The organism is Bradyrhizobium sp. ISRA430, from assembly GCF_029909975.1.
GTDB lineage: Bacteria > Pseudomonadota > Alphaproteobacteria > Rhizobiales > Xanthobacteraceae > Bradyrhizobium.
Genome location: NZ_CP094516.1, coordinates 341773 through 368503, shown reverse-complemented (window position 1 = coordinate 368503; position 26731 = coordinate 341773). Strand labels below are relative to the sequence as shown.

The 26731-nt window shown below is 64.8% G+C and carries 24 protein-coding genes; 8 read left to right on the top strand and 16 right to left on the bottom strand.

The features are described from left to right. The first annotated feature begins 339 nt into the window (after positions 1-339). The gene (argE, locus tag MTX21_RS02010) at positions 340-1512 is read left to right on the top strand and encodes an acetylornithine deacetylase (RefSeq protein ID WP_280970281.1); all 1173 of its coding nucleotides are present in this window, start codon (positions 340-342) and stop codon (positions 1510-1512) included. A gap of 398 nt (positions 1513-1910) precedes the next feature. Here argE and MTX21_RS02005 read toward each other — a convergent pair whose 3' ends face one another. The 3 genes from MTX21_RS02005 to MTX21_RS01995 all read right to left on the bottom strand — a co-directional run bounded on the left by MTX21_RS02005 (position 1911) and on the right by MTX21_RS01995 (position 5240). After that, positions 1911-2537, bottom strand: a complete 627-nt coding sequence (locus tag MTX21_RS02005) for a LysE family translocator (protein ID WP_280970280.1) — start codon at positions 2535-2537, stop codon at positions 1911-1913. A gap of 273 nt (positions 2538-2810) precedes the next feature. After that, positions 2811-3869, bottom strand: a complete 1059-nt coding sequence (locus tag MTX21_RS02000) for a phosphotransferase family protein (RefSeq protein WP_280970279.1) — start codon at positions 3867-3869, stop codon at positions 2811-2813. A gap of 135 nt (positions 3870-4004) precedes the next feature. After that, positions 4005-5240, bottom strand: a complete 1236-nt coding sequence (locus tag MTX21_RS01995; protein WP_280970278.1) for an acyl-CoA dehydrogenase family protein — start codon at positions 5238-5240, stop codon at positions 4005-4007. Between the two features lie 216 nt (positions 5241-5456). Here MTX21_RS01995 and MTX21_RS01990 point away from each other — a divergent pair, with 216 nt between their 5' ends. Next, positions 5457-6128, top strand: coding sequence for a TetR/AcrR family transcriptional regulator (locus tag MTX21_RS01990; RefSeq protein WP_280970277.1), 672 nt, complete (start codon positions 5457-5459; stop codon positions 6126-6128). A 3-nt stretch (positions 6129-6131) separates the two neighbouring features. Here the strand turns inward: MTX21_RS01990 and MTX21_RS01985 are convergent, their stop codons facing one another. The 3 genes from MTX21_RS01985 to MTX21_RS01975 form a co-directional block, all read right to left on the bottom strand. Beyond that, a complete protein-coding gene (locus MTX21_RS01985; protein WP_280970276.1) occupies positions 6132-6524 on the bottom strand; it encodes a RidA family protein in 393 nt (130 codons plus the stop codon). A 97-nt stretch (positions 6525-6621) separates the two neighbouring features. After that, positions 6622-6837, bottom strand: coding sequence for a hypothetical protein (locus tag MTX21_RS01980; protein ID WP_280970275.1), 216 nt, complete (start codon positions 6835-6837; stop codon positions 6622-6624). A 161-nt stretch (positions 6838-6998) separates the two neighbouring features. Then, complete coding sequence (locus tag MTX21_RS01975) at positions 6999-9518, bottom strand: autotransporter outer membrane beta-barrel domain-containing protein (protein WP_280970274.1); 2520 nt, start codon at positions 9516-9518, stop codon at positions 6999-7001. Between the two features lie 283 nt (positions 9519-9801). Here MTX21_RS01975 and MTX21_RS01970 point away from each other — a divergent pair, with 283 nt between their 5' ends. Further along, positions 9802-10797 carry an AraC family transcriptional regulator gene (locus MTX21_RS01970; RefSeq protein ID WP_280970273.1) on the top strand — a complete coding sequence of 332 codons (996 nt, stop codon included), beginning with the start codon at positions 9802-9804 and terminating at the stop codon, positions 10795-10797. Between the two features lie 5 nt (positions 10798-10802). Here MTX21_RS01970 and MTX21_RS01965 read toward each other — a convergent pair whose 3' ends face one another. Both MTX21_RS01965 and MTX21_RS01960 read right to left on the bottom strand, forming a co-directional pair. Beyond that, positions 10803-11678, bottom strand: a complete 876-nt coding sequence (locus MTX21_RS01965; RefSeq protein ID WP_280970947.1) for a 3-keto-5-aminohexanoate cleavage protein — start codon at positions 11676-11678, stop codon at positions 10803-10805. A 120-nt stretch (positions 11679-11798) separates the two neighbouring features. Next, a complete protein-coding gene (locus MTX21_RS01960; RefSeq protein ID WP_280970272.1) occupies positions 11799-13028 on the bottom strand; it encodes a CaiB/BaiF CoA-transferase family protein in 1230 nt (409 codons plus the stop codon). A gap of 298 nt (positions 13029-13326) precedes the next feature. Here MTX21_RS01960 and MTX21_RS01955 point away from each other — a divergent pair, with 298 nt between their 5' ends. Further along, positions 13327-15183 carry a hypothetical protein gene (locus tag MTX21_RS01955; RefSeq protein WP_280970271.1) on the top strand — a complete coding sequence of 619 codons (1857 nt, stop codon included), beginning with the start codon at positions 13327-13329 and terminating at the stop codon, positions 15181-15183. 3 nt (positions 15184-15186) lie between these two features. Here MTX21_RS01955 and MTX21_RS01950 read toward each other — a convergent pair whose 3' ends face one another. From MTX21_RS01950 to MTX21_RS01915, 8 genes are all read right to left on the bottom strand, one after another. Further along, on the bottom strand, positions 15187-16392 hold the full coding sequence (locus tag MTX21_RS01950; RefSeq protein WP_280970270.1) for an MFS transporter: 1206 nt from the start codon (positions 16390-16392) through the stop codon (positions 15187-15189). A gap of 149 nt (positions 16393-16541) precedes the next feature. Next, positions 16542-16712, bottom strand: a complete 171-nt coding sequence (locus MTX21_RS01945; RefSeq protein WP_201724295.1) for a hypothetical protein — start codon at positions 16710-16712, stop codon at positions 16542-16544. Between the two features lie 42 nt (positions 16713-16754). Then, positions 16755-16958 carry a DUF2188 domain-containing protein gene (locus tag MTX21_RS01940; RefSeq protein ID WP_280970269.1) on the bottom strand — a complete coding sequence of 68 codons (204 nt, stop codon included), beginning with the start codon at positions 16956-16958 and terminating at the stop codon, positions 16755-16757. A gap of 57 nt (positions 16959-17015) precedes the next feature. Then, positions 17016-18350, bottom strand: coding sequence for a sorbosone dehydrogenase family protein (locus tag MTX21_RS01935; protein WP_280970268.1), 1335 nt, complete (start codon positions 18348-18350; stop codon positions 17016-17018). Beyond that, positions 18347-18799, bottom strand: a complete 453-nt coding sequence (locus MTX21_RS01930; RefSeq protein ID WP_280970267.1) for a DUF2231 domain-containing protein — start codon at positions 18797-18799, stop codon at positions 18347-18349. The genes MTX21_RS01935 and MTX21_RS01930 overlap by 4 nt, the downstream gene beginning before the upstream one ends. A gap of 176 nt (positions 18800-18975) precedes the next feature. After that, on the bottom strand, positions 18976-19932 hold the full coding sequence (locus tag MTX21_RS01925) for a GDP-L-fucose synthase (protein WP_280970266.1): 957 nt from the start codon (positions 19930-19932) through the stop codon (positions 18976-18978). Then, a complete protein-coding gene (gene gmd, locus MTX21_RS01920) occupies positions 19913-20983 on the bottom strand; it encodes a GDP-mannose 4,6-dehydratase (RefSeq protein ID WP_280970265.1) in 1071 nt (356 codons plus the stop codon). The genes MTX21_RS01925 and gmd overlap by 20 nt, the downstream gene beginning before the upstream one ends. Before the next feature lie 209 nt (positions 20984-21192). Then, complete coding sequence (locus tag MTX21_RS01915) at positions 21193-21990, bottom strand: IclR family transcriptional regulator (RefSeq protein ID WP_280970264.1); 798 nt, start codon at positions 21988-21990, stop codon at positions 21193-21195. A gap of 224 nt (positions 21991-22214) precedes the next feature. Between MTX21_RS01915 and MTX21_RS01910 the strand changes: the two genes are divergently transcribed. Genes MTX21_RS01910 through pdxA form a run of 4 tightly spaced genes read left to right on the top strand, consistent with a single transcriptional unit; the run spans position 22215 to position 26731 of the window. Next, positions 22215-23120, top strand: coding sequence for a dihydrodipicolinate synthase family protein (locus MTX21_RS01910; RefSeq protein WP_280970263.1), 906 nt, complete (start codon positions 22215-22217; stop codon positions 23118-23120). Next, entirely contained in the window at positions 23120-24553 is a 1434-nt protein-coding gene (locus MTX21_RS01905; protein WP_280970262.1) for an FAD-binding oxidoreductase, read from the top strand. Before MTX21_RS01910 ends, MTX21_RS01905 begins: the two co-directional genes overlap by 1 nt. A gap of 34 nt (positions 24554-24587) precedes the next feature. Next, positions 24588-25700: a four-carbon acid sugar kinase family protein gene (locus MTX21_RS01900; protein ID WP_280970946.1), complete on the top strand. Its 1113-nt coding sequence runs from the start codon at positions 24588-24590 to the stop codon at positions 25698-25700. Next, on the top strand, positions 25697-26731 hold the full coding sequence (gene pdxA, locus MTX21_RS01895) for a 4-hydroxythreonine-4-phosphate dehydrogenase PdxA (RefSeq protein ID WP_280970261.1): 1035 nt from the start codon (positions 25697-25699) through the stop codon (positions 26729-26731). The genes MTX21_RS01900 and pdxA overlap by 4 nt, the downstream gene beginning before the upstream one ends.

The following is a 26731-nucleotide window of genomic DNA, read 5'->3' as shown; positions in this document are numbered from 1 at the left end:
TGGGCCGGAGTGAGCGAAAACTACGGTAAAACAGAATTTCTGTAAAGACGAATATTTTCGTCTCGCGAATTGACCCACCGCTGGCGTGTTTTGCCCGACGGGCAGCGCAAGGACTTGTAGGGTGGGTTAGCCCGAACGGTCCGCGCGAGCGCGGCCCGATGGGCGTAACCCACCACCTTTCCACCCAGTGGTGAGACAAGCGGTGGGCTACGCTTCGCTAGCCACCCTACGAGACCATCGCGGCTACGGACCACCGTCTGATTTGCCCATCGGACTGCTCCGTTGGTATGGTTCATGCAAGCAGCTTCTATCTCCGCAACCTCTGACAAGACTCTGGAAATGCCAAGTTCAAGAACCGATCGTATCCGAAAGCTCCTCGCCGACCTCGTCGCCTTCGACACTGTCAGCGACCGCTCCAACCTGCCCTTGATCGCCCACATCGAGAGCTACCTTGCCGCCCTCGGCGTCAAAGCCGAGCGCATCGTCGATGAGCCGGCACAGAAGGCCTCGCTGTGGGTCACGATCGGGCCGGAGGATCGACCGGGCCTCGTGCTGTCAGGCCATACCGACGTGGTGCCGGTCGTCGGCCAGGACTGGAGCCACGATCCGTTCAAATTGGTCGAGCGCGACGGCAGGCTTTACGGCCGCGGCACCACCGATATGAAGGGATTCGTCGCCGTGTGTCTCGCGATGGTGCCGGAGATGCTGGAGGCGAAGCTGAAGACGCCGATCCATCTTGCGATCTCCTATGACGAGGAGATCGGCTGTGTCGGCGTCCGGCCGATGCTCGGCGAGGTCGCGAAGAAAAAAGTCAAGCCGCTCGGCTGTTTCGTCGGCGAGCCGACCCAGATGCAGGTCATCGTCGGCCATAAGGGCAAGCACGGCGTGCGCGCAACGTTCCGCGGGCTCGCCCGTCATTCCTCGATCGCGCCCGACGGCGTCAACGCGATCGAATATGCGGCCGAGCTGATCACCGAAATCCGTCGCCGTGCCGTGAAGCTGGCAAGCAGTGGTGAGCGCGACGACCTCTACGATGTCCCGCACACCACCCTCCTCACCAGCATCGTGCATGGCGGCGCTGCGCTCAACATCGTGCCGGATCATTGTGCGGTCGAGTTCGAATGCCGCGGCATCGGCATCACCGAATCCAAGCAGGTGACGGACGCGATCATCGCCTGGGCGAAAGCCGAGCTTGAGCCGGCGATGAAGGCAAAGCATCCGGAGTGCGGCATCGATTTCGAGGAGATCCTCGACTATCCCGCCCTCGACACCGACGCCGATGCCACGATCGTCACGCTGGCAAAACAGCTCGCCGGACGCAACGACCACGCCAAGGTCGCCTTCGGCACCGAGGCCGGCCTGTTCGTCAGCATGGCCGGTGTGCCATCAGTGGTGATCGGCCCGGGATCGATCGCGCAGGCGCATACGCCCGACGAGTTCGTGGAGATGGCGGAGCTGGAGAAGTGCGCGGGGTTTGTGGAGAAGCTGATCGCGCATTGCGCGGCGTCGTAATCGCACCCTCGTCATTGCGAGGAGCGAAGCGACGAAGCAATCCAGACCGTCGCCGCGGAGATATTCTGGATTGCTTCGCTTCGCTCGCAATGACGAAGTGCGAGCTCTCCTCATCATCGCGTCATGCCCCGCGACCCGGCACGCCAAGGCTTCGCCAGGCTTGCGGTCCTGGGCCGCCGAAGCTTTAGCGAAGGCGGCAGGCGGGGCATCCAGTACGCCGCGGCTTCTCCGTATCCTTGCACAGCCTCTGGAATACTGGATTGCCCGCCTTCGCGGGCAATGACGCGGAGAGTGTGGGGACAGCGTGTAGCCCGCATGAGCGAAGCGACATGCGGGACAGTTTTCCCTGGATCTCGCTGCGCTCGGCCCGGCTGCGGGGCCGAATCCGCCCTACCGGCTCAACGCTCCTGCAATGCCAGCCGCACGCCGACGGCACAGTAGATGGTCCCGACCACCTTGCCCTGCCACTTCACGACAGCCGGGTGGCGGCGTAGCAAAGAGCCGAGGCGGGCGGCGCCGACGGCAAACACGACCGTGCTGACAAGACCGAGCAGCACAAACACGACACCGAGGATGGCGAGCTGAAGCGTGGTCGATCCATGCTCCGGCCGGACGAATTGCGGCAGGAACGCGAGGAAGAACAGGGCCGTCTTGGGGTTGAGCACCTCGGTCAGGACGGCCTGCTGAAATGCATTCGTCGCGCTGATGGGCGGAGCGCCGCCGGCAATATCGATCGGCGCCTTGTCGAGCATGGCGCGGATGCCGGGGTAGATCAGGAAGGCCGCGCCCGCATATTTGACGGCGCTGAAAAGCAGCGCCGAGGTGGCGATGATTGCCGAGAGGCCCACGATTGCCATGCTCGTGTGAATTAGATCGCCCGCGGCGACCCCCGCTCCCGTCGCGATCCCGACCTTCGTGCCGGAACTCGCGGCGCGCGCCATGGTGAGCAGTGTGGCTGGCCCCGGGATGAAGACGAAGCCGAGCACAATGAGGATGTAGGTGATGAGGGTCGATGAATCGATCATGCGGATAGCCCTTCTTGCGGATGCGTCACCGCAACATCGCCGTCATGCCCCGCGACCCGGCTACGCCTAGGCTTCGCCGGGCTTGCGGTCCTGGGCCGCCGAAGCTTTAGCGAAGGCGGCAGGCGGGGCATCCAGTACGCTGCGGCTTCTCCGTATCCCTGCATGGCCTCTGGAATACTGGATTGCCCGCCTTCGCGGGCAATGACGCGGAGTGTGTGACGACAGCGACAATCTAAAACAAAAGGGCGCGGCCACCGGCCGCGCCTTCGTTCCTTACACCGCGCCCGCCTTCTGGGCGTATTCCCATGACGCCTTCGACAGCGGCACGGTGCGCTTGGCGGATTCGAGCGCCTTGGCGTTGGCAGCGGTGCCGTCGCGGATGCGGCCGGCGATACCTTGCGTGATGCCCGCGAGGCGGAAGAGATTGTAAGAGAAGTACCAGTTGAGGTCCGGCACGTTCATCTTGGTGACGTTGCAATAAATCTGTGCAGCCTCTTCCAGGCTCGGAATGTTCAGCGCCTTGAGGTCGGCGCCCTGCAGGCCCGGCATGATCCACTGCATCAACAGATAGGTGAAGTCGGCCATGGGATCGCCGAGCGTCGACAGCTCCCAATCGAGCACGGCCTGCACGCGCGGTTCCGTCGCATGGAAAATCATGTTGTCGAGACGATAGTCGCCGTGCACGATCGAGACGCGTGCCTGTTCGGGCACGGTCTTCGGCAGCCATTCGGCGACCTTCTCGAACTCAGGAATGTGCTGGGTCTCGGACGCCCGATACTGCTTGGTCCAGCGGTCGATCTGCCGTGCGAAATAATTGCCGGGCTTGCCGAAGTCGGCGAGGCCAATCGCGTTGGGATCGAACATATGGAGCTTGGCCAGCGTCTCGATCTTGCTGGTGAAGATCTTGCGCCGCGCTTCGGGATCCTGGCTCGGCAGTGTCGGATCCCAGAACACGCGGCCCTCCTCCATCGACATGATGTAGAAGGCCGCCCCGATGATGCTGTCGTCCTGGCAGAGCGCATAGGCACGCGCAACCGGAAAACCCTGCTTGCCGAGTGCTGCGATTACCCGGTATTCGCGATCGACCGCGTGCGCCGACGGCAGCAATTTGCCGAACGGTTTTCGGCGCATCACGTAGGAGCGGCTCGGCGTATTCAGCCGGTAGGTCGGATTCGACTGGCCGCCCTTGAACTGCAGGACGACCAGCGGCCCCTCATAGCCTTCGACGTTGTCGCGCATCCAGGCGTCCAGGCGCAGCTCGTCGAAACGATGCCGCTCCTCGACCGGCTTGGTGCCCGAGAACTCTTCGTCTTTCCTGACGCCGTCAGCCACGATGACGCTCCCTCTTCAGTCGGTGCATGATCCTAGCCGGTCACCGCGCACGCACTTGCGTCAAGCGGTCATCCGGCTTTTGCGGATCATGCCCTGTCGTTTCTTCAAGTCGGGAGCACCAAAGGGCGCTCCCTCTTAATGACCGGGAGAGTTTGCATACTTCCGGATTTCAAGTCTGGCAATGGCGCGATTGTGCACCTCGTCCGGACCGTCGGCGAGCCGCAGCGTGCGGATGTGGGCGTAGTCCTTGGCAAGCCCCGCCTCGTCCGAGACGCCGCCGCCGCCGAAGGCCTGGATCGCCTCGTCGATGATCTTCAGCGCCATGTTGGGGGCTGCGACCTTGATCATGGCGATCTCGGCCTGCGCCGTCTTGTTGCCGACCTTGTCCATCATGTCGGCGGCCTTGAGGCAGAGCAGACGCGTCATCTCGATGTTGGTGCGGGCTTCGCCGATGCGCTGCTCCCACACCGAATGCTCGACGATCTTCTTGCCGAAGGCGGTGCGCGACATCAGCCGCTTCACCATCTTCTCCAGCGCCTCCTCGGCCTTGCCGATGGTGCGCATGCAGTGATGGATGCGGCCCGGACCGAGGCGGCCCTGCGCGATCTCGAAGCCGCGGCCTTCGCCGAGCAGGATATTGGATGCGGGCACGCGCACGTTCTCGAGCAGCACCTGGGCATGACCGTGCGGCGCGTCATCGAAGCCGAACACTGGCAGCATCTTCTCGACCTTGATGCCGGGCGTGTCGAGCGGAACCAGGATCTGCGACTGCTGCTGATGTTTTGCAGCCGAAGGGTCAGTCTTGCCCATCAGGATCGCGATCTTGCAGCGGGGATCGCCGACGCCCGACGACCACCATTTGCGGCCGTTGATGACGTAAGTGTCGCCGTCGCGCTCGATTCGGGTCTCGATGTTGGTGGCATCGGACGACGCCACCGCCGGTTCAGTCATCAGGAAGGCGGAGCGGATCTCGCCGTCCATCAGCGGACGCAGCCATTTGCGCTTTTGCTCCTTGGTGCCGTAACGGATGAACACTTCCATGTTGCCGGTGTCGGGCGCCGAGCAGTTGAACACTTCAGAGGCCCAGGAGATGTGGCCCATCTGCTCCGACAGCAGCGCATATTCGAGATTGGTCAATCCCGCGCCGCGGAATTCATCGTCCTCATGCTCGGACGGCGGCATGAACATGTTCCAGAGGCCTTCGGCCTTCGCCTTCTTCTTGAGGTCTTCCAGGATCGGAATGACCTTCCAGCGATCGCCGCTCTTGTCCTGCTCGTTGTAGACCGGCACCGCCGGACGCACGTGCTTGGTCATGAACGACTGCACGCGGTCGAGCCATTCCTTCTGCTTGGGCGACAGATCGAAATCCATGGGATGCTCCTCGTCTCTTTCTACAAAGCGGTTTTGCGCCGGACTGTCCTCCCGCCGCGCGCAGCTCGCAAGCACCATTCGGCAAGTTGCGGATACGAGAGGGAACCAACGCCGCAAGCGCGGCTAATTCCATCAAGCGGATTGACTTTTTCCGACCTTCAAACGATAGTTTCATACAACTGTTTGAATTGCAACTCCCTCGCCTGAGGGCACTCCATGGCCAGCGATCACACCCGATCCGCAATCCTCGCTGCCGCCGAGCGGCTCTATGCCGATCGCGGCTTCGGCGACGTCACGCTGCGCGACATCGTCGCGGATGCCAATGTCAACTTAGCTGCGGTGAACTATCATTTCGGCTCGAAGGACGAGCTGATCGCAGAGCTGTTCGTGACGCGGTCGATCGCGACCAACCGCGAGCGGTTGCGCGAATTGAAGGCGGCCGAGGAGGAAGGCGGCGGCCGCGCGCCGATCGAGGTGATCTTGCGCGCCCTCGTCGGCCCGACGCTGCGCGGCTGCCTTGGTCCGGAGAACCAGCGCTCGACCGCGGCGCGCTTCATGATCCGCGCCTCGATCGAGTCCGTGCCGCCGATCCGCCGCATCAAGAACCGCGAGATCGACCATTTGCGGAAATTCGTCTCCGCGATGCGACGGTCCCTGCCCGAGCGCAGCGACATCGATATCTATTGGGGTCTCAACTTTGCGCTCGCTATGGCGCACCACACCATCCGCGAGAGCGAGCGGCTGACGAAGCTGTCGGAGGGCAAATGCGACCTCGACGACGTCGAGGACGTGATCGCGCGCGTGGTCAGTGTCGCGGCGATGGCGCTGACCGCCGGCAAGGCCGAGACCAAGGCCCCGGCGCGTGCGCTGGCACGCGATGCGCGTTAAATCTCAGACCATCGCGATGCAGTCGATCTCGATGTCGAAAGGCCCGGTCCATTCGGGAATGCAGACGAAGATCCGCGCCGGCGGCTGCTCCGGGAAATAGCGCGCATAGATCGCATTGAAGACGGCGAAGTGCCTGGCTGAGGTGCAGTAGACATTGCACTTCATGACGTTGTCGAGCGAGGCGCCCGCCGTCTGAAGGCACAGCTTCATCTGCTCCAGGATCAATTCGCTTTGGCGCTCGATCGGCGCAACCGCGATCTCGCCCGTCTCGGGGTCGAACGGCGGCAGGCCGGAGACGAAGATCATGTCGCCGGCGCGCGTCACCGGCGAGACCGGCGCCTTCCAGCGGTCGAGATAGGTCGAGATCGGTTCGACGCGCAGAGCCTCGCGCTTCATGGGCGGCCACCTTCGGTTCAAGCAAGGTAGCAACAGGCTACATCATCATGCAGCCAGCATGCTTCGCTTGAGCTCGAACTGTGGTCGCGCTCGCGGGCTACACCCGCTGCGGCATCTCCTCGGCCTCTTCCTTGGCGAGCAGCAGCAGCATCTCGATACCCATGTCGCCTTCCTGAGGCGAGCGGATGAACTCGATGGCGTTTGCGCTCTGTTGCAGCGCTGCAACGACGGCAACCGCCTGATTGGCCGTGGCCGCTTCTGTCGCCAGGATTGCCTTCTGGTTCTTGGCCTGGAACCCGATCGTGTAGGACATTCTTCTTCCCCCCGAACGCTGATGCGACGGATGGCAAAGATCGAATCAGAGTCGGGCGAAAAGAGGAAGCCGGGTCGACTACGGACCGGATTCACCTGGGGATTGTGGACAAGCCCCAGGCAAGCCCGAGCGTCACGCGGGTTCCGCGCGGTTGCATCGCGCTACCAGCTTATCCGCAACGATCCGGTGCCGGCATAAATCTGGCCCACGTTCGAGAATTCGCCGGTGAAGCGCGCCGAAAGTTCCGACCAGCGGTTCAACACCAGGCGCGAGCCGAGTTCCACGCGACCGGCGTCGCTGGCGGCCCGCGCGCCTTCGACGGTGAAGGCCGGAACCGGCATCGACACGAGCGTCGCGGTAACGTCGCGGGTCGGCGAGAATTCGTGCACCCAAGCAAGGCTTGCGAACGGCATCCACATCATGCCGTTGCCGAGATCGAACCGCGCATCGAATTTGCTACCGAGGAACAGCGGCAGCGACGACACGCTCCGCGCCGCGTAGCTCAGACCGAGCACGCCGGGCCCCGCGCCCGTGATGCTGGTCTCGGTATAGCCCGCCTGCCACAGCCTTGCCGCCTGGAGCGCGGCAAACGGCGTCACCGCGACCGTGCCGAAATCATAGGTGCGGCCGACCTCGAGCCTTCCGCCGAATTGATCGCTGCCGAACGAGCCCTTCGCGATCTCGTCAGCACCGACGCCGGTGATGATGCGCGTGGTCGAGTTGTTGAAGTGGCTGTAGGCGAGCTGCCCCGAGACGTAAGCCGCACCGAAGCGCTGCATCGCATAGGCGCCGAGATGGGCCCCGTCGAGCCGGCCGGAGGTGGCGCGATCATCGACATTGAACGTTGCGCTGGAGCCGCCGGCGGCGATGCCGACCAGAAGATCCGGACCAACGAGATGATCCACGCCAACCGCGCCGCCCGCGACACGGTCGCTGAAGCCTGCGCTGCCGACCGCCGCATCGCCCGACAGCGACTGTCCGGCGCCGAAGCCCGACGCCCAGGCGTGCCATTGCGGTTGCGCGAACGGCGGCGCCTTCAGCGCGTTGAACGCCGAGGTCGCCGGCCGCGCCTCGGCATAGCCGAGCGCACCCGATCCCGTCGCGCTGCCACGGGTGCCGGCGCGCCAGGCATTCATCTGGCCATCGATGGTCTGACCGAACATGTTGGCGGCGGCAAAGGCCGTGTTCTGGGTGCCGCTGGTGCCCTCGCCCGAAAGCTTGTCGAGCACGCCCACCGAACCTGCGGCGAGAAGCTGCGAATAGAATGCCGCGGCAACCCCCGTGAGCGAAGGCGTGTAGCCGGCCTCCAGCGCATTGCCGACCGCACGCTGGTTCGCCGTCTCACCTGCCACCGCGCCAAATCCCTGGCGCGTCAGGGTCAGGTCCACGGAGTTGGCGTTGTAGGTCGCGACCGCGTTGAAGAAGGCCGAGGACGAGGTGACGGCGCCGAACTGTCCGGTGACGGCTCCAGGGCTCTGCACGAGGCCGGTATAGGTGGTCGTCGACTGGTAGAGGCCCGCCTGCACGACCGCTCGCAAGGTACCGCCGAGCTTGGCCTGGTCCTGGGCATAGAGGCCGTCGCCATGGCCGGCACTGTCAACGCGCAGCGCCAGCGTGCCCTGCGCCGACTGGGTGAACGTGCCGCCAAAGTCGATGTTGCCGGGCGCAAGCGCCGTCGCCGGATCGCTGATGGTGACCAGGCCGTTGTTGGTTAGACTGTTGCCGGTGCCGATGAAGAACATGGCTCCGTCCAGCGTACCGTTGTTGGTGATGCTATTGCCCGTGGTGCCGAACGAGAACAGCGAATAGCCGTTGGTGCCGCCCTTGATGGTGCCGTTATTGACGACCGTGTTGCCGGTGCCGCCGAAGCCGACCGCGATGCCGGTGGCGCCGGTCGCGACGATCGTGCCGGTGTTGGTGATCGTGTTGCCGTTGCCCCAGATGCTGACACCGACGCTGTCGTCGCCGGCGGCATGGATCGTGCCGCTGTTGGTGAAAGTGTTGCTGTCGAGCAGAAAGACGCCCTGGCCGTTGGTGCCGCTACCGCCACCGATCGTGATGGTCCCCGAATTCTGGATGGTGTTGCCGGTCGCGTTGGCGGAGATGCCGGTCGAGGCCGTGCCGGTCAGCGTGATAGTGCCGGAATTGGTTGCGGCGTTGCCCGTGCCGAGAACATCGATGCCGACGCCCATGAGCGTCGATCCGGTGATCGCGCCGGTGTTGGACACCTTATTGTTGTTGCCCAGCATGAAGATGCCCGCGGCATTTGAGCCGATGGCGATCGTGCCGGTGTTGGTGAATGTGTTGTTGTTGCCGCTCCCCTGCATGCCCGCCGCATTGTCGCCGACCGAAATGGCGCCGTTGTTGACGGCCGTGTTGCCGGCGCCGAGGTCGATCGCGATCACGTTGGACGGAACGGTGATCGAGGCGCCGGACACCACCGTCAGCGACAGATTGCTCTCGAGGCCGGAGCCGAACCCGGTACTGTTCGCGCCGCTGCAGGTGACGACACTGCCCGACTGCACGCAGGCGGCGGCCGCAGGCCCCCCCGGCAAGGCGACCACCGCGGCCGCCGACAGCGAGAACGGGGCGGCCAGTCGCCGCAGCAGTCCCGTGCTGTCGCGCATTGAGGTCGGGCGGTGCACCGTCTTGATTCCGGCGGTGCGGCTTTCCATCGTCATCAGTCATTCCCAGTCTTGCGGCCGAAGCAGCCGTTCGGCCGGCAATTGACCCGAGGGCCGCGCAACTGTCTTGGCCTTGGCGGAACGCGCGATCGGCCCAGGCGGAACATCACGGCGGTTCGGCGGTCAGTGTGGCGCCCGTGCCACCAAATCCGCGTGCCGGCTTGTCTCAACGTGACATCGACCCGGGCGCAGCCGACATTTCGGCCGGCCAGGTCCAGCTTCGAACTTCCCTCTGGCATCCTGCGTCAAAGCTGCGGTACCGATGATTCCCGGGGGGCACATGCAGGACACAGGACCATTCCGGCGCGCACACATTTCGACCCGCGACTTTCCGGAAGCAAAACGGCTTCAGATGTGGCGGGAGGTCTACGGGCGCGGCATCGCCAGCGTCGACATCGAGCCGATCGGGGACCAGCCGTTTCATGCGGACGTGACGTTCAATCTGCTGCCCAACGTCAGCATCGCGGCCGGCTCGCGCTCGGCGGCGCATTATCGCGTCTCCAAGGAGCTCGCGACGCGGAGCAAGGACCTCCTCGCCATCAGCGTGCTGCGCTCGGGCCGCGCCAGTGCGACCCAGTTCGGCAAGGAGCTGATCTCAGGCGTCGGCAGCGCGAGCGTGATCGCGCCGCTCGATCCCTCGACCAGCACCATGCTGACCGAAGGAAGCTTCGTCACCCTGCTGTTCTCGCTGCCGGTGCTGGCGCGGCTCGCCCCGCACTACACGCGGGCGTTCGGCCGCTCGATCCCGAGTGACAACGACGCGCTGCGTCTTCTGACCCGCTATGTCGACGCGCTCGGCAACGGCGCGCCGCCGTCCGATCCGGCGGTCGCGCGTAGCGCATCCGAGCACCTGATCGATCTCGCCGCACTCGCGCTCGGCGCCCATGGCGACTATGCCGAGCTCGCGCGGCAGCGCGGTGGCACCGCGGCGCGGCTGAGCGCGATCAAGTCGGACATCCTGGCCGCGCTCAGCGATAGCGAGCTGTCGACGGAAGCGATCGCCGCCCGCCACGGCATCTCGCCGCGCTATGTGCGCAAATTGTTCGAGCAGGACGGCTCGTCTTTCTCGACCTTCGTGCTCGCCGAGCGGCTGGCAAGGGCCCACCGCATGCTGGTCGACCGCCGCTTCGGACATCTCAACATCGCCCGGATCGCCCACGAGAGCGGCTTTGGCGACGTCTCCTATTTCAACCGCGCCTTCCGCCGCCATTTCGGCAGCCGGCCCTCGGATTTTCGCGAGGCCGCGAAGTGTGCCTGGCGCGAGCAGCAGGAGTGAGGCGTTCAGGCCAGCCCGAGCATCGCCCGCGCATCGGCGGCCGTCGCGACAGCCGCACCGAGGCTCTTCAGGATCGCGGCTGCATGCGCGACCAGCTCCGCGTTGGTCTTCGCCAGCACGCCCTTCGACATATAAAGGTTGTCCTCCATGCCGACGCGGACGTGGCCGCCGAGCAAATACGCCTGTGCGACCATCGGGAACTCGGCGCGGCCGATGCCGAATCCGGACCAGATGGCGCCCGGCGGCAATAGGCTGCGGGCATAGAACATCGTCTCAGGCGTGGCGGAGAAGCCGTACTTCACCCCGAGCACAAGCGAGAACAAGCCCGGTCCCTTCAACGTGCCGTCGGCGAACAGGTCGCGTGCCAGATGGCAATCGCCGGAATCGAACAGCTCAATCTCCGGCAGCACGCCCGCCGCCGTCATCCGCTCGGCCATGATGCGGACGTTGCGCGGGGTGTTGATCACGACCTCGCCGCCGGAATTCATGGTGTTGAGGTCGAGCGTGCAGATGTCGGGCTTGAGCAATTCGACATGCTCGACGCGCTTTTCAGGCTGCAGCAGCGTGGTGCCGGGGCCGGCAACGCGGGGATCTTCGATCGAGGGGACGAAACGCCCGCCCGGACCGGTGGTGAGATTGATGATGAGGCTCTTGTTGCGCGCGCGGATCCTCTCCATCACCTCGCGGTAGAGCTCGATCGACATCGAGGGGCGGCCGGTCGCGGGATCGCGTACATGGATGTGCGCGATAGCTGCGCCCGCCTCTGCGGCCTCCAATGCAGATGTCGCGATCTGCTCGGGCGTGATCGGCAAGTAAGGCGACTGCTCGGGCTTGGTGAGATTGCCGGTGATCGCGCAGGTGATGATGGTCTTGCCGGTGATCATGCGATGGCGCCCCTTGTCGGTGTAACTCAACGCGATTACCGGCCCTCTTCCTTCTCCCGTTGTGGGAGATGGTGGCGCGCTCAGCAGCGCACTTGCGCGCCTGAGCACGCCGGGCCGCTAGATGATGCCCTGCTTCTTCAGCGCTTCGATCTTTCCGGCATCATAGCCGAGCTTGCCGCCGAGCACCTCCTGGGTGTGCTCGCCCAGCAGCGGCGGGGCGCGGTAGTCCTTGATCGGCGTCCCCGAGAAGGTCAGCGCGTTGCGGATCAGCGACAGATCGGGCTCGAAGGGGTGGTTGGCCTTCACCCGCATGCCACGCGACTGGACGTGCGGATCGCTAAACACCTGCTCGAAATTGTTGATCGGACCTGACGGCACCCCGGCCTCCTCCAGCTTCTCCAGCCAATAGGCCACCGGCTTCGTCAGGAACAGGCCGGCGAAGATCGCCATGATCTCCTTGCCGTGCACGACACGGTCGTTGTTCTTGATGAAGCGCTTGTCGTTGGCGAGCTCAGGCTCGCCGAGCACGGCGCAGGTACGCTGGAACTGGCCGTCATTGCCGACCACCAGCATCAGTTCGCCGTCGGTGCATCGGAACACGCCGGCCGGCATGCCACCATTGCCCCAGGTGCCGCGGCGCGGCGGTGTCTTGCCGTTGACGAGGTAGATCTGCAGCCAGTGCGACAATGACGCGATGACGGTATCGAACAGGCAGACGTCGAGATGCTGCCCTTCCCCGCCATTGACGTCGCGATGGTAGAGCGCCGAGAGAAGCCCGATCGAGGTGTTCATGCCAGTCATGTAGTCGACGATCGACGGGCCGACCTTCATCGGGCCCTCGCCTGGCTCGCCGTCGATATGGCCGGTGACGCTCATCAGGCCGCCCATCGCCTGCAGGATGGCGTCATAGCCGGCGCGCGGCGCGTACGGGCCGGTCTGGCCGAAGCCGGTCACCGAGCAATAGATGATGCCGGGGTTGATAGCCTTGATGGACTCGTAGTCGAGCCCGTAGCGCTTGAGATCGCCGACCTTGTAGTTCTCCATGAAGACGTCGACGTCTTTCGCGAGCTGCCGGATGATCTCCTGTCCTTCCGGCTTGGCGATGTTGACGGTGACGGACTTCTTGTTGCGATTGGCGCAAAGATAGAACGAATTGTTGTTGTTCGCCTTGCCCTCGGGGTCGGTCAGGTAAGGCGGGCCGAAGGCGCGTGCGTCGTCGCCGGTGCCCGGCCGTTCGATCTTGATCACCTCCGCGCCCAAATCGCCCAGCATCTGGGCCGACAAGGGACCCGCAAGCACGCGCGTGAGGTCAAGGATCTTGATGCCTGAAAGCGGCAAGGCCGACATGTAGGTTTCCTCCGGGAACTGATCTTGGCGCGGCGGCGTCAGGCCTTGGCCGCGCTCTTTGCGGATACACCATTTTCGCGCGCTGAGCACTGCACTGGCGGCATACGGCCATCCCCGCTCGACCGCAGGGGCGCCCGCCCCGGTAAAGCTAACGCTTTCTGACAACCTCCGTGACATGTTGGTGAAATTTTGGGGCCCTACCCCCGGCGAATCTTAACAGCCTCACCGCATCATTGGGGCCGCCACGCACAACGCGTCGCGCGTCCTCCTCGCCTATGACCTCTCGCACGAGACATTCATGAAGAGCTCGAAGATGGCCCGCCTTCTCTCCATCCTGCTCCGCCGGCCGCCGACACGCATCGCGCTCAGCGTCCTGTCGCTCGCCATTGTCCTCGGCTGTGGGCCCGCAGCACAGGCAGCCGGCCGCGACTTCACCGACGAGGTCAAAGCCAGGATCGCGGCACTGAACCTCAAGCCCCGCACCATTGAGCTGACGTCGGAAAAAGCGCTCCGGGCCCGCAATGCGATCAAGCAGGAGGATTTTCCCGCCGTAGACAAGATCGTTGCCACTGCCCTCGCGAGCAGCCGCGTGGAAACCTGGCGCTTCTTTCCCTTCGGCGATCTCATCGGCGCCATTCCGGATCTGAACGACCGGGACTTCGAAGGACATCTCGACGCCTGGGTCGCGCGGAACAAGAATGATGCGATACCGCTCCTGGTCCGTGCCGCCTACCTTCATGACAAGGCCTGGCTCGAACGCGGCAGCAACTTCGTCAGCGAGACGCCCGCCGCCCGCATGGAGGCCTATGGCGTCCTGATCGAGCGGGCGCGGACCGATATCGAAGCCTCGATCCACCTCGACGGCGGCAATCCCTACAGCTTCCAGCTATGGCTGAAGATCCTGCGTGGCTATGGCTTCTCCGACGAGATGATGCGCGCTTTCGAGGCGGGCGTCGCCAAATATCCCGGATACTATCCGCTGTATCCGGCCATGCTGGTCGTGCTCCAGCCGAAATGGGGCGGAAGCGTCGAGGCGATGTATGCTTTCGTCGATCGCTACGCCGGCGAAGCCGCCGACGGCTCGCCGCTGAAGCTGCTCCACGTCGCGCTCTATCGCTATCTCCTGGAGACCGCCGCTACCGGCTGCAGCCGCTTCTGGCCGGACAACGACAAGATGACAGAGTGCACCGCTCCCAGCATGCAGGCGGTCGTTACCAAGGACCTCGAGCGCAAGGTCGTGGACGCGTTGAACCTCTACGACCGCTTCGACAAATATCAGTTCAGCACGACGCTGGAGCAGCCGCTCTCCAACATGCTGAAGACCAGCGGTGGTGAGCATTACACCGGCGCCATGCTCGAGCTAGCTGCCAGCAGTATGCACAGCGACACCCAGCTCAAGCAGGACAAGCCCGGCAGCAACAACTACGTCATCGACAAGGTCGTCGCGGAGTCCTGGAGCCGCAAGGGCTTCTACGACAACGCCCTGCAAAAAGACGAGGAAGCGCTGCGCGACATCGAGGCCATGTCGTTCCCCGGCGACGAGGAGAAATACCTCGCCATTGCCGGCGTCTACGAGCACATGGCCTACCTCGCCAACAAGCTCCATCGCTACGTCGATATGATCGCCTATGAGGAAGCGGCCATCGCCATCGGCAACAAGACCGGGCAGGATCATGCCGTCTGTTTCGCCTATTACCAACTCAAGGATTACGACAACGCGATCCGCTCCTGCACGCAGGCGATCGATCGATGGCCGGGCAACCTGCCGGCGCATTACTGGCGCGGCGTGGCGCATAGTGACAAAGGCGATGCCGATCCGGCCGCGCGCGATCTGACTGTCGTCGCCGAGTCCGAGCATCAGTTCCGGAGCTCGGCCGCAATCGCGCTGTCGATGGTCCATTTCCGCCGCAACGACAACGGCAGCGCCTTGGATGTCCTCAACCGGTACAAATATCTCTACGATACCGCGGTGACATCCAAACAGGACATTGCGGTGAGCTACAACAATCGCTGCTATGCCTACATGCAACTCGGCGAGTTGAAGGCGGCGCTGGACGACTGCACGGCGTCGCTCAAATACGGCGCGATTCCGGATGCGTTCCGCAAGCAGCGCGAACTGATGACGCGCCTCAGTGCGAGCGCGACGGGAAAATAGGCCTCAGGCTGCGCCAGCCGCGGCGATTTGCGGGCGGCGGCGGCCGAGCAGGATCAGGATCAGCACTGTTGCGCAGGAAAACACCAAGGTCAGGCTCAGCGCGCCGCGGCTGCCGAACTGGGTGAGCAGGCTTACAAGCACGGGCGGAGAGATGGCGGAGGCGAGATTGAGCGGCAGCGCAATCATCGACATCGCCTTGGCGAACTCGGCCTGGTCGTAGAAGACCAGCGGTATCGTCGCCCGCGCGACCGCCATCGCGCCGCTGCCGGCGCCGTAGAGCAGGATGAAGATTGCGACCGCCCAGGTGGCGCCCTCGCTCAGCATCAGGAGCAGCATGGCGATCGGAAGCGCCGTGCCCGCGACGAGCCCCGTCGTGATTCCGTCCCATCGCCCGCCGCCGAGGAAATCGAGCCCGCGGGCGCTGACCTGGATCACGCCGAGCATCGAGCCGAAGGCGATCGCCTGCGCCGGTGCCAACCCCTCCGCCCGCAGGAGCTCGATGAGAACGGCACTCAGGCCGAAATTGACGAAGGCATTGAGGGTGATCGCGGAGACGACAAGGCCGAATGTGCTGCGGGGAATCGAAGGCGCTTCGGCACGCTTTGCCGGCGCATCGCCATCGTCCTTCGCGACGCTTCGGCGTGGGGCCGCGAAGGCATAGAGGGGAAGTGAAACGAGCGTCAGCATGGCCGCATAGACGAGACACGTCCCGCGCCAGCCGACGAGACCGCTCAGGAATGACGTGGTCGGCCAGAAGATGCTGCTAGACAGCCCCGTCACCAGCATGAGCGCGCCGATGGCGCTCTTGGCCTGCCGCCCGGCCACCTCATTCAGCATGATGTAAGTGCCGGTCGACAGCGACGCGCTGCCCGCCATGCCGAGCACGATCCAGGCGGCGAAATACAGCATCGGCTCGCGCGCAACGGACAGAACAACGAAGCCCGGCACGGCGATGACCGTGCCCAGCATCATGACTTTGCGCGCACCGTGCCGCGCAAATGCCTTGGCCAGCCAGGGCGCGCACAGCCCCATGGTCACGTAAAGAACCGACGTGCCGGCAAACACCGCCGGCAGGCTCATGCCGAGGTCCGCCGCGAGATCGCGGCCTATGATCGCGGGAAGGCCGATCGTCCCCCACCCGATGAGTTGGGTGATCGCGAGCACCAGCAGGATGCCGATGAGCCTGCCGTCAGATTTCAAGAACCGCATTCCGCCAGTCGCCCGCCCCAAGGGTGCAGATCACGCCGATGGGCCTGTCTTACCCGCAGTCGCAGGCAACGGGAATATCAGTTCCGAATGGCACTGCGGCGTCAGCCGCAGATCGGCTCCGCCGCAAGCGACGCTTACTTCGGGATCACTCAGGACGTGTGACCGGGATCGATGTGCTTGGGCGTCTTCTTGTCGCGCTGCGGGGTCATCTTGGCCGGGTCCGGCGCGCCGGGCACGCCGCGCGGACCGAGCTGATCTCGCTGGATGTCCTCTTCGGACCGCGACGGCTCGACGCCATTCTGCTCACGAGGCTTGGTCATCACGGCCTCCATCCAAACTTTGCTTGAAGACGCCCGGCCGAACTAGACGCCGAGCGCGGTCTCACCCGCCTCGCGGCCGGGCACGCTGACATGAACCTCATGGCCCTCACGAAGTGCCAGCGACGCCGCTGCCACCGCGGATTCGAAGGCAGACTCCTTGGTTTCGTATTTGCTGTTGACGTTGCCGTCGTGCAGCACGCCCCATCCATCCTGGATCGGCACGACGGCGTATTGAGCGAGGCCCATTGGTCCAACTCCCGGCTTGGCTTTTGGATCGTCTGAACTCTCAACGCGGCGCTGAGCTTAACGTTGCGTGAGCTGCGGCCGCGCGGAGGTGACGCGCCAGACCGTGTTGCCGCTGTCGTCGGCGACCAGCAGGGCACCGGTCTTGTCGACCGCGACGCCGACCGGGCGTCCGCGCGCCTGATTATCGCTGTTCAGGAAGCCGGTGACGACGTCCTGCGCCGGGCCGCTCGGCTTGCCGTCGGTGAACGGCACGAACACGACCTTGTAGCCGTTCAGAACCTGCCGGTTCCAACTGCCGTGCTCGCCGACGAACGCGCCGCCACGGTAGGCGTCAGGCAGGCTGGTGCCGGTGTAGAAGGCAAGGCCCAGCGGTGCGACATGCGAGCTCAGCGCGTAGTCCGGCACGATGGCTTTCGCGACCAGATCGGGCCGCTCCGGCTTGACGCGGGGATCGACGTGCTGGCCGTAATAGCTGTAGGGCCAGCCATAGAAGCCGCCTTCCTTCACCGACGTCATGTAGTCCGGAACAAGATCCGGGCCGAGCTCGTCGCGCTCGTTCACCACCGTCCAAAGCGCGCCGCTCTGCGGCTCGAAGCTCAGGCCATTGGGATTGCGCAAGCCGCTTGCGAAGACGCGCCAACGGCCGCTGGCGCGGTCGACCTCGAGGATGGCGGCGCGATTGTGCTCGGCCTCCATTCCGTTCTCGGTGATGTTGCTGTTGGAGCCAACGCCGACGTAGAGGGTTGCCCCATCCGGGCTCGCGACGAGACTCTTGGTCCAGTGATGATCGATCGGACCGCCCGGAAGCGGCGTCAGCACCGTCCCGGGCGCGGTGATCTTGGTATCGCCCTCGGTGTAGGGGTATCTGACGATGGCGTCGGTGTTGGCGACATAGAGATCATTGCCGACGAGCGCGACGCCGAACGGCGAGTTGAGGTGATCGAGGAACACACTCTGCGTCTCCGGCACGCCGTCGCCATCGCTGTCGCGAAGCAGCGTGATGCGGTTGCTCGCACCGTTATCGCCGCCGGACGTCGCCCAGGACTCAACGAGGCCCATCACGATCTCCTTAGGCCGCTTGATCGCGGCGGCGTTCGGCGCCTTGGATTCCACCACCAGCACGTCGCCATTGGGAAGAACGTAGGGCACACGCGGATGCTGCAGGCCCGTCGCGAACGCCTTGGCCTGCAGGCCCGGCGCAACGGTCGGCGTCTCGTCCTTCTTCCATCCGACGATGCGAGCGATGTGAATCGGCGGGAGAAGATATTGCTGGATGTCCGGCAGGGACGGATTGGTGCCGACTTGCGCCTTGGGATCGCCGCTGCCGTCATTGCAGCCGGTGAGACACAGCAGCGAACCGCACAACACCAAGCGGACAAATGCGGCAGTCATCGCGCAACCCCCACGCCATGACGATAGACCATCGCCCAGCCGAGCCAACCGGTGACGGGCAGGATGAGGACGGTGAGGATCGACAGGATCAGCCCGATAGGCCATACCGATGTCCAGGCGTCGCGCGTGTGGATCAGCGCATTGATGATTGCCAGGATCAGCGCCACGGCGTTCCCGATCAGATGCGGCCAGGCCGGCGTTTGCGCCCGGACCAGACGGTTGCCCAGGAAATCAGTCAGGCCCGCGATGGCCGCAAGCACGCCGAAGATGACGCCGACGAGCAGGAGCCAGGCGGAGAAATTCGCCCACATCATCTCGGCGGTCACGCTATAGGCGATGTCCGTCAGCAGCGCGCCGATGAAGCACACGATTGGGATCGGCACCAGCATCGGATGAATGGGATGGCCTGCGATCTGCGCCGTGGAGCGCACGGGCACAACTTCCTGCACGATCTGCCTCGTGTGACGTCTCGCCCTGCCCGACCGGCCAACTCGTGCTTACAGTGAAGGTTCCTAAGGGGATTTGTCCGTCATCAAGCGAACAGCGCAGGAAAATGCGGCTGTTGCGCATCAACCGAAATCAACAGGCTGTGACCGCCCTTTGCAAGGACATCGTCTTGGCAGCACTATCGTGCAGGAGCCAGCGCGTCGGCCAGATACGCCTCATAAGCCCGCTTCAAGCCATCCTCCAGCGACGTCGTCGCGCGCCAGCCCAGTGCCGCGAGACGGCTGATGTCGAGCAGCTTGCGCGGCGTACCATCGGGGCGCGAGGTGTCGAACGTGATCTCACCGCGATAGCCGATGACATCGGCGACCAGGCGGGCGAAGTCGGCGATGGTGATGTCCTCGCCGGTGCCGATATTGATCAGCTCCGCCCCGGAATAAGTCTTCATCAGATGCACGCAGGCATCCGCCATGTCGTCGGCATGGAGGAACTCGCGGCGCGGCGTGCCGGTGCCCCAGACCGTGACGCATCTGGCGCCCGCGACCTTGGCCTCGTGGAAACGCCGGATCAGGGCGGCGACCACGTGGCTGTACTCGGGATGATAATTGTCGCCGGGCCCGTAGAGGTTGGTCGGCATCACGCTGATGAAGTCGCTGCCATACTGGCTGCGATAGGCCTCCGCCATCTTGATGCCGGCGATCTTGGCAATCGCATAGGGCTCGTTGGTGGGCTCGAGCGGGCCGGTCAGCATCGAGTCCTCGCGCAAGGGCTGGCTCGCGAGCTTCGGATAGATGCAGGAGGAGCCCAAAAACATCAGCTTCTCGGCGCCGCTTTGATGCGCGGCGTGGATCACGTTGGCCGCGATCACGATGTTGTCGTAGATGAACTCGGCGCGCAGCGTGTCGTTGGCGGCGATGCCGCCGACCTTGGCGGCGGCGAGGAACACCACCTGCGGCCGCACCTTCGCGAACCAGTCGAACACGGCGGCCTGGTTGCAGAGATCGATCTCGCGCCGGTCCACCGTGACGAGCTCGACGTCCTCCCGCGCCAGCCGGCGCACCAGCGCGCTGCCGACCATGCCGCGATGGCCGGCGACGTAGACGCTCTTGCCCTTCAGCTCAAACGCTGCGTTTGCCATTGGCGACGTCCCGTTTGGCCTCGGCCAGATCGCTCGCCATCATCTCCTCGACGAGCTGGGCAAACGTCCGCTTCGGCTTCCAGCCGAGCTTGTCGCGGGCCTTGCTGGCATCGCCGATCAGGAGCTCGACCTCGGTGGGACGGAAGTAGGTCGGATCGATCCGCACCACGGTCTTGCCGCTCCTGGCATCGACGCCGGTCTCCTCCACGCCCTTGCCGCGCCATTCGATGCGGCGGCCGACCTGCGCGAAGCAACGCTCGACCATCTCGCGCACCGAGCGCATCTCGCCGGTGGCGAGCACGAAGTCGTCGGGCGCATCGGCCTGCAGGATCATGTGCATGCCCTCGACGTAATCCTTGGCATGGCCCCAGTCGCGCTTGGCCTCGAGATTGCCGAGATAGAGCGTGTCCTCGAGCCCGAGCTCGATGCGGGCAACGCCGCGGGTGATCTTGCGGGTGACGAAGGTCTCGCCGCGGATCGGGCTCTCGTGGTTGAACAGGATGCCGTTGGAGGCGAACATGCCGTAGGCCTCGCGGTAGTTCACCGTGATCCAGTAGCCGTAGAGCTTGGCGACGCCGTAAGGCGAGCGCGGATAGAACGGCGTGGTCTCCTTCTGCGGGATCTCCTGCACGAGGCCGTAGAGCTCGGAGGTCGAGGCCTGGTAGAACCGCGTCTCCTTCTCCATGCCGAGGATGCGGATTGCCTCCAACAGCCGCAGCACGCCGACGGCGTCGGCATTGGCGGTGTATTCGGGGCTCTCGAAGCTGACGGCGACGTGGCTCTGGGCGGCGAGATTGTAGATCTCGGTCGGCCGGATCTGCTGCACCAGGCGGATCAGATTGGTCGAGTCGGTCATGTCGCCGTAATGCATCATGAACGGCACATTGCCGACATGCGGGTCCTGATACAGATGATCGACCCGCGCGGTGTTGAACGACGACGACCGCCGCTTGATGCCGTGCACGACATAGCCGAGCGACAGCAGATGTTCGGCGAGGTAGGCGCCGTCCTGGCCGGTCACGCCGGTGATCAAAGCGATGCGCTCACGCATGTCTGCACTTGCTCCCGCGACAGCTCCCCGACGGGCGCTGCCTTCCACTTGCACTTGAAGATCCGCCCTTCTTTGACATATCGACCGCCGGGGTCAACCCAATACGGCAGCAATCGGGTCTGTTCCCAAGCCCCATAACAATGACGCGAATCAGGCGACTGACGGCGACCATCGGCCGCCGGCTTATGATCCCGGGGCGGCGGTTCGCTCTAACCGCTCTTCAGGGCCGTCTCGCTCAGCACGCGCGCGATCTTCAGCACCTCCGGCAGACCGGTCTTTTCGAACGACTTGATGTCCATACGATTGGCATCGACGGTCAAACTGATGCCAGCGGCCACCGACCTGCCCTTGTCAAAAACCGGCGCAGCGATCGTCCGCAAGCCATAGGCATTCTCGCCATCAGAGACCGCAAAGCCCTGCTTGCGGACTTGCTCCAGCCGCGCAAGCAGCGGTTTCAACCCGGTCAAGGTGCGCTCCGACAGCTTGATCCGTTCGCTGGCCTCCAGACGCTTGATCTGCTCTTCCTTCGGCAGGCCGGCCAGCATCACATGCCCCAACGCCGACGCATAGGCCTTGATCCGGCTGCCGGGCCGGCGATCGATCTTGTGCCGGTCGAGCCCGGCGGTCACGCGCGCAAGATAGACGACGTCGCTGCCATCAAGCACGCCCAGCGAAGCGGCATCGCCGAAGGCGGGCACCAGCTCGCGCAGCAGCGGCTCCGCCTGCCCTCGCAGATTACCGGCGGAGAGCGCAGTGTAGCCGAGATCGAGGCAGGCCAGGCTCAGCCGATAGCGGCGCGTCTCTTCGATTGCATGGAGGTAGCCGAGCTTGACCAGCGTCTGCACCAGGCGGAACGTGGTGCCGCGATCCATGCCAGCGCGCGATGCAATCTCGGTGATGGTCAGCTCGAATTCTTCGGGCGTGAAGCTCTTGAGGACCGCAAAGGCCTTGCCCACCGAATTGACGAAGTTCTTGGGATTGTCGGCCGGGGCCGCGGTCTTGGCCAATTCTGCAAACTCACGTTGTTCGGACGGTGCGCTGGAGTAGATGCGAGGCAGATCCCGCGCTCCCGCCGCGACCGGCATTGGTAGCAGACGCAACGATACCTGCGAAATGGAATTCTCCCTCGCTTGACGCAAGGTGGCGATCGCCCTACAAAAAGCGAAATCAGCAACAATTGTTCGCATTCCGATCAACACAAGAACGGAAGCGGCGCATCGGAGGAGCCCCCGTGGACCTTCAGCCCAAAGGCGTATTCTGCGCGGCGCTGACGCCGCTCAATGCGGATCTGACTCCGGACCTCGGCGCTTTCGCCGGTCATTGCCGCCATCTGCTCGACGAAGGCTGCGACGGCATTGCGCTGCTCGGTACCACCGGGGAAGCCAATTCATTCTCGGGCGCGGAGCGGCGGGCGCTGCTCGAAAGCGCCGTCAAGGCCGGCATTACGCCCTCGCAACTACTGCCGGGGACCGGCGTTGCGGCGCTGACCGAGACCATCGATCTGACCCGCCACGCCTTGTCGCTCGGGGTCGGCACCGTCGTGATGCTGCCACCCTTCTACTACAAGGACGTTTCCGACGACGGCGTCTATGCCTCCTACAGCGAGATCGTGCAGCGTATCGCCGATCCGCGGCTCAAGGTCGTGCTCTATCACATTCCGCAGATGTCACATCAACCGATCTCGCACGCCGTGATCGCGCGGCTGCGCGCGCAGTATCCGGCGGTCTTCGTCGGCATCAAGGACTCCTCCGGCGACTTCACCAACATGACGGCGATGATCGAGAAATTCCCCGGCCTCGCCGTCCTCGCCGGTGCCGATCCGCTGCTGCTTCCGCTGCTCAGGAATGGCGGCGCGGGCTGCATCACCGCGACCTCTAACCTGGTCGCGCGCGATCTCGCCTACGTGTTGCGTCATTTCAACGACGGCGATGCGGCACTGGAGGCCGCACAAAACCGCATCATCAAGGCGCGCGAGCGTGCATCGCTGTTTCCGCAGATCGCTTCGCTCAAGGTGCTCCTCGCCCAGAGAACCGGCCGTGACGGCTGGCGCAGGGTTCGGCCGCCGCTGTTGCCGCTGCCGCAGGAGAATATCGACAAGCTGCTCGCGGCCGGCACCGCGCTCACGGAATCCGTCTGATGGATGTGACCGACGATCGCTTGCTGGATGATCTCGCAGCGGTGGTCGGCGACCGTCACGTCATCGCGCCCGGCCACGACCAGGACCCCTATGTCGTCGATTGGCGCGGCCGCTATCGCGGCAAAGCCCTCGCCGTGGTCAAGCCGGGCTCGACACAGGAAGTCGCCGGCGTCGTGAAACTATGCGCCGAGCGCGGTATCGCCATCGTCCCGCAGGGCGGCAATACCGGCATGTGCGGCGCTGCGACGCCGGATTCCAGCCCGCGAAACGTCGTGATCAGGCTCGACCGGATGCGCCGCATCCGCAAGGTCAGCCCGCTCGCCAATTCCATCACGGTCGAAGCCGGCTGCATCCTTGCGGAGATTCAGGCTGCAGCCGCCGCGGCCGACCGCTACTTTCCCCTGAGCCTCGGCGCGGAAGGGAGCTGCCAGATCGGCGGCAACATTTCGACCAATGCCGGCGGCACCGCGGTGCTGCGCTATGGCCCGACCCGCGAGCTGGTGCTCGGGCTCGAGGCCGTGCTGCCCGATGGCCGGGTGTTCAACGGCTTGCGCGCGCTGCGCAAGGACAACACCGGCTACGACCTCAAGCAGCTCTTCATCGGCGCGGAGGGCACGCTCGGCATCATCACCGCGGCCGTGCTGAAACTGTTCGCGCCGCGGCGCAGCTCGGCGCTGGCGCTGTTGAAGCTGCAGGACGTCGAGCAGGCGTTGCAGGTGATGCAACGGCTGCGGGGCACCGTCGGCGACCGGCTCGGCAGCCTCGAGATCATGTCGCGCAGTCAGATCGAGGTGATCGCCGAGACCGTGCCTGACGTCACCGTCCCGTTCGCGCTCGACACGCCCTGGTATCTCATCATCGAGCTCACGGACTCGCTTGCCGGCGTCGACCTGCATACGCCGCTGGAGGCCGTCCTGGCGCAGGCGTTCGACGACGGCCTGATCAAGGACGCCATCGTGGCATCCAGCGAAGCGCAGGCCAAGGCGATCTGGGCGGTGCGGCACAGTGTCTCCGAGGGCAACAAGCGCAGCGGCTACGTGGTGTCGCATGACAGCGCCGTTCCGCTGGAACGGCAGGCCGCGTTTGCCACCAATGTCGAGCGGCGGATCGTGGCGGCGGTGCCGCACGCCCGCGTCGTCATGCACGGCCATATCGGCGACGGCAACATCCATATCATCGCGATCCTCGATCGCACCCGCTGCGAAAACGCCGAGCAGACCGCGGCGCTGGTGCGCGAGATCAACGAAATCGTCGACGACGAGACCGCCGCGCAAGGCGGCGCGATCAGCGCCGAGCACGGCATCGGCATCACCAATCGCAGCCGGCTCGCGCGGGTGACCGATCCACTCGAGATCGAGCTGATGAAAGAGATCAAGGCCCTGCTCGATCCCGCCGATATCATGAACCCTGGCAAGATCTTCGCGGACGGTTAGACTACAGATGCCGGAACCGCTCATGTCGTCCAACATGACATCCTTACGCCTCCTTGCCGACGACCTTACCGGCGCGCTGGATACGGCCGCCGAGTTCGTCGGCCTGTGCGGGCCGTTCGATGTGATCTGGGCCGATGCGCCGCCGAGCGCCCTGCCCTCATGCCTCGCGATCGACAGCGGAACCCGCGAGCGCAACCTTGCCGACAGCGTTGCGATCGTCGAGCGGCTAGCGCCGATCCTTGGCGGAGCCGGGATCGCCTACAAGAAGGTCGACAGCCTGTTGCGCGGCGCATGGGCGGCCGAGCTCGCCGCAACATTGCGCGCTGGAAGCTGGACAGCCTGCATCGTTGCGCCCGCTTTCGCCTATCAGGGGCGGCGCACGAAAGGCGGCCAGCAGTTCGCACTGGGGCCGGATGGCCGCTGGTCTCCCGTCGGCGACAGCCTTCTGGCGCAGCTCGCGGCGCAAGGCTTGCAGGCCCGCACCGGGCGGCGCGATGCGCCGTTGACGGAAGGCATCCATGTCTTCGACGCCGAGAGCGATGCCGATCTCGACCGGGTGGCCGCGATCGGCCGGCAGGCGCCCTTTCCGGTCCTCTGGTGCGGCAGCGGCGGTCTTGCCGGCGCGCTCACGCGCGGCCATTCCGCCGTCGCATCGCAGACATTGCGCACGCCGGTGCTGGGATTGTTCGGCTCGGATCAGCGAGCGACGGCAGCGCAGCTCGACGCCTGCGGTCCCGCCGTCGTGGCGCTCAGCGATCGGGACACCGACAGTGCCGACATCGTCCGCCGCAAGCTGGCGCATGATCGCGTGGCCATGGTGCGCTTCGACCTCGCGCCAAACCTGTCCCGCGGCGAAGCGGCAAAGCGGATCGCGCGCGAACTGACCGCACTGACATCCGCGCTCGACCCGCCGGGCACGCTGATCGTGGCGGGCGGCGAGACCTTGAAGGCCGTCTGCCTTGCGCTCGGCGCGGGCGCGCTCAAGGTCACCGGGCGTATCGTTCCCGGCCTGCCCCGCTCGCTGCTTCAAGGCGGGCGCTGGGACGGCGTCGAGGTGATATCGAAGTCGGGCGCCTTCGGTGCGCCAGACCTCTGGCGACATCTGCTCCAGGAAAATCATCTGCTCATCGAGAGACACGCCTCATGACCGCCGCTCGCCATCTTGCCATTACCATGGGCGATCCCGCCGGGATCGGGCCGGAAATCATCATCAAGGCCTGCCAGCGCCTGCGCGCGCGCATCGATGCCGGCGACCTGCGCCTCATCATCATCGGCAGCGGGGGTGCGCTGAAGAACGCGGTTCTTCATCTGCAGGCCAACATCGACATTCCCGAGGTTCGTGCCGATGATGCCGATTGGCCCAATCTCTGTTTTCTCCAGGCCGACGCCGAGGGTGAGCCGATCCGGCCGGGCGTGCTATCGGCGGATGGCGGCCGTTTCGCATTCAAGGCGGTCGAGCACGGCGTGCGCTTTGCTCAGGCCGGCCGCATCGGCGGCATCGTCACTGCACCGCTGAACAAGGAAGCGCTCAACAAGGCGGGCTATCACTATCCCGGTCACACCGAGATGCTGGCCGAGTTGACCGGCGTGAAGGGCTCGGTGATGATGCTGGCGCACGGCAACATGCGCGTCAGCCATGTCTCCACCCACGTCGCATTGCAGGACGTGCCGAAGCGGCTGACGCCGGAGCGGCTGCGCTACGTCATCGATCTCACCGACAAGGCGCTGCGTGGGCTTGGCCTGAAGCAGCCGAAGATCGCGGTGGCCGCGCTCAATCCGCACGCCGGCGAAGGCGGGCTGTTCGGCCGGCAGGACATCGATGTGTCCGAGCCAACCATCGCCAAGGCCGTCGCCGACGGGCTCAATGTGCTCGGGCCGGTTCCGGGCGACACCGTCTTCGTCAAGCTGCGCGCCGGCCAGTATGATGCCGTCATCGCGATGTACCACGACCAGGGCCACATCCCGGTCAAGCTGCTCGGCTTCGAAGTCGATCCCGCCACCGGCCGCTGGCAGGAACTCTCCGGCGTGAACATCACGCTCGGCCTGCCGATCATCCGTACCTCCGTCGATCACGGCACCGCCTTCGACATTGCCGGCAAGGGCATCGCCAACGAGCGCAGCCTGATCGAGGCGATCGAATATGCCGAGCGGCTTGCCGCCGGCACCGTGCGAGCGTGA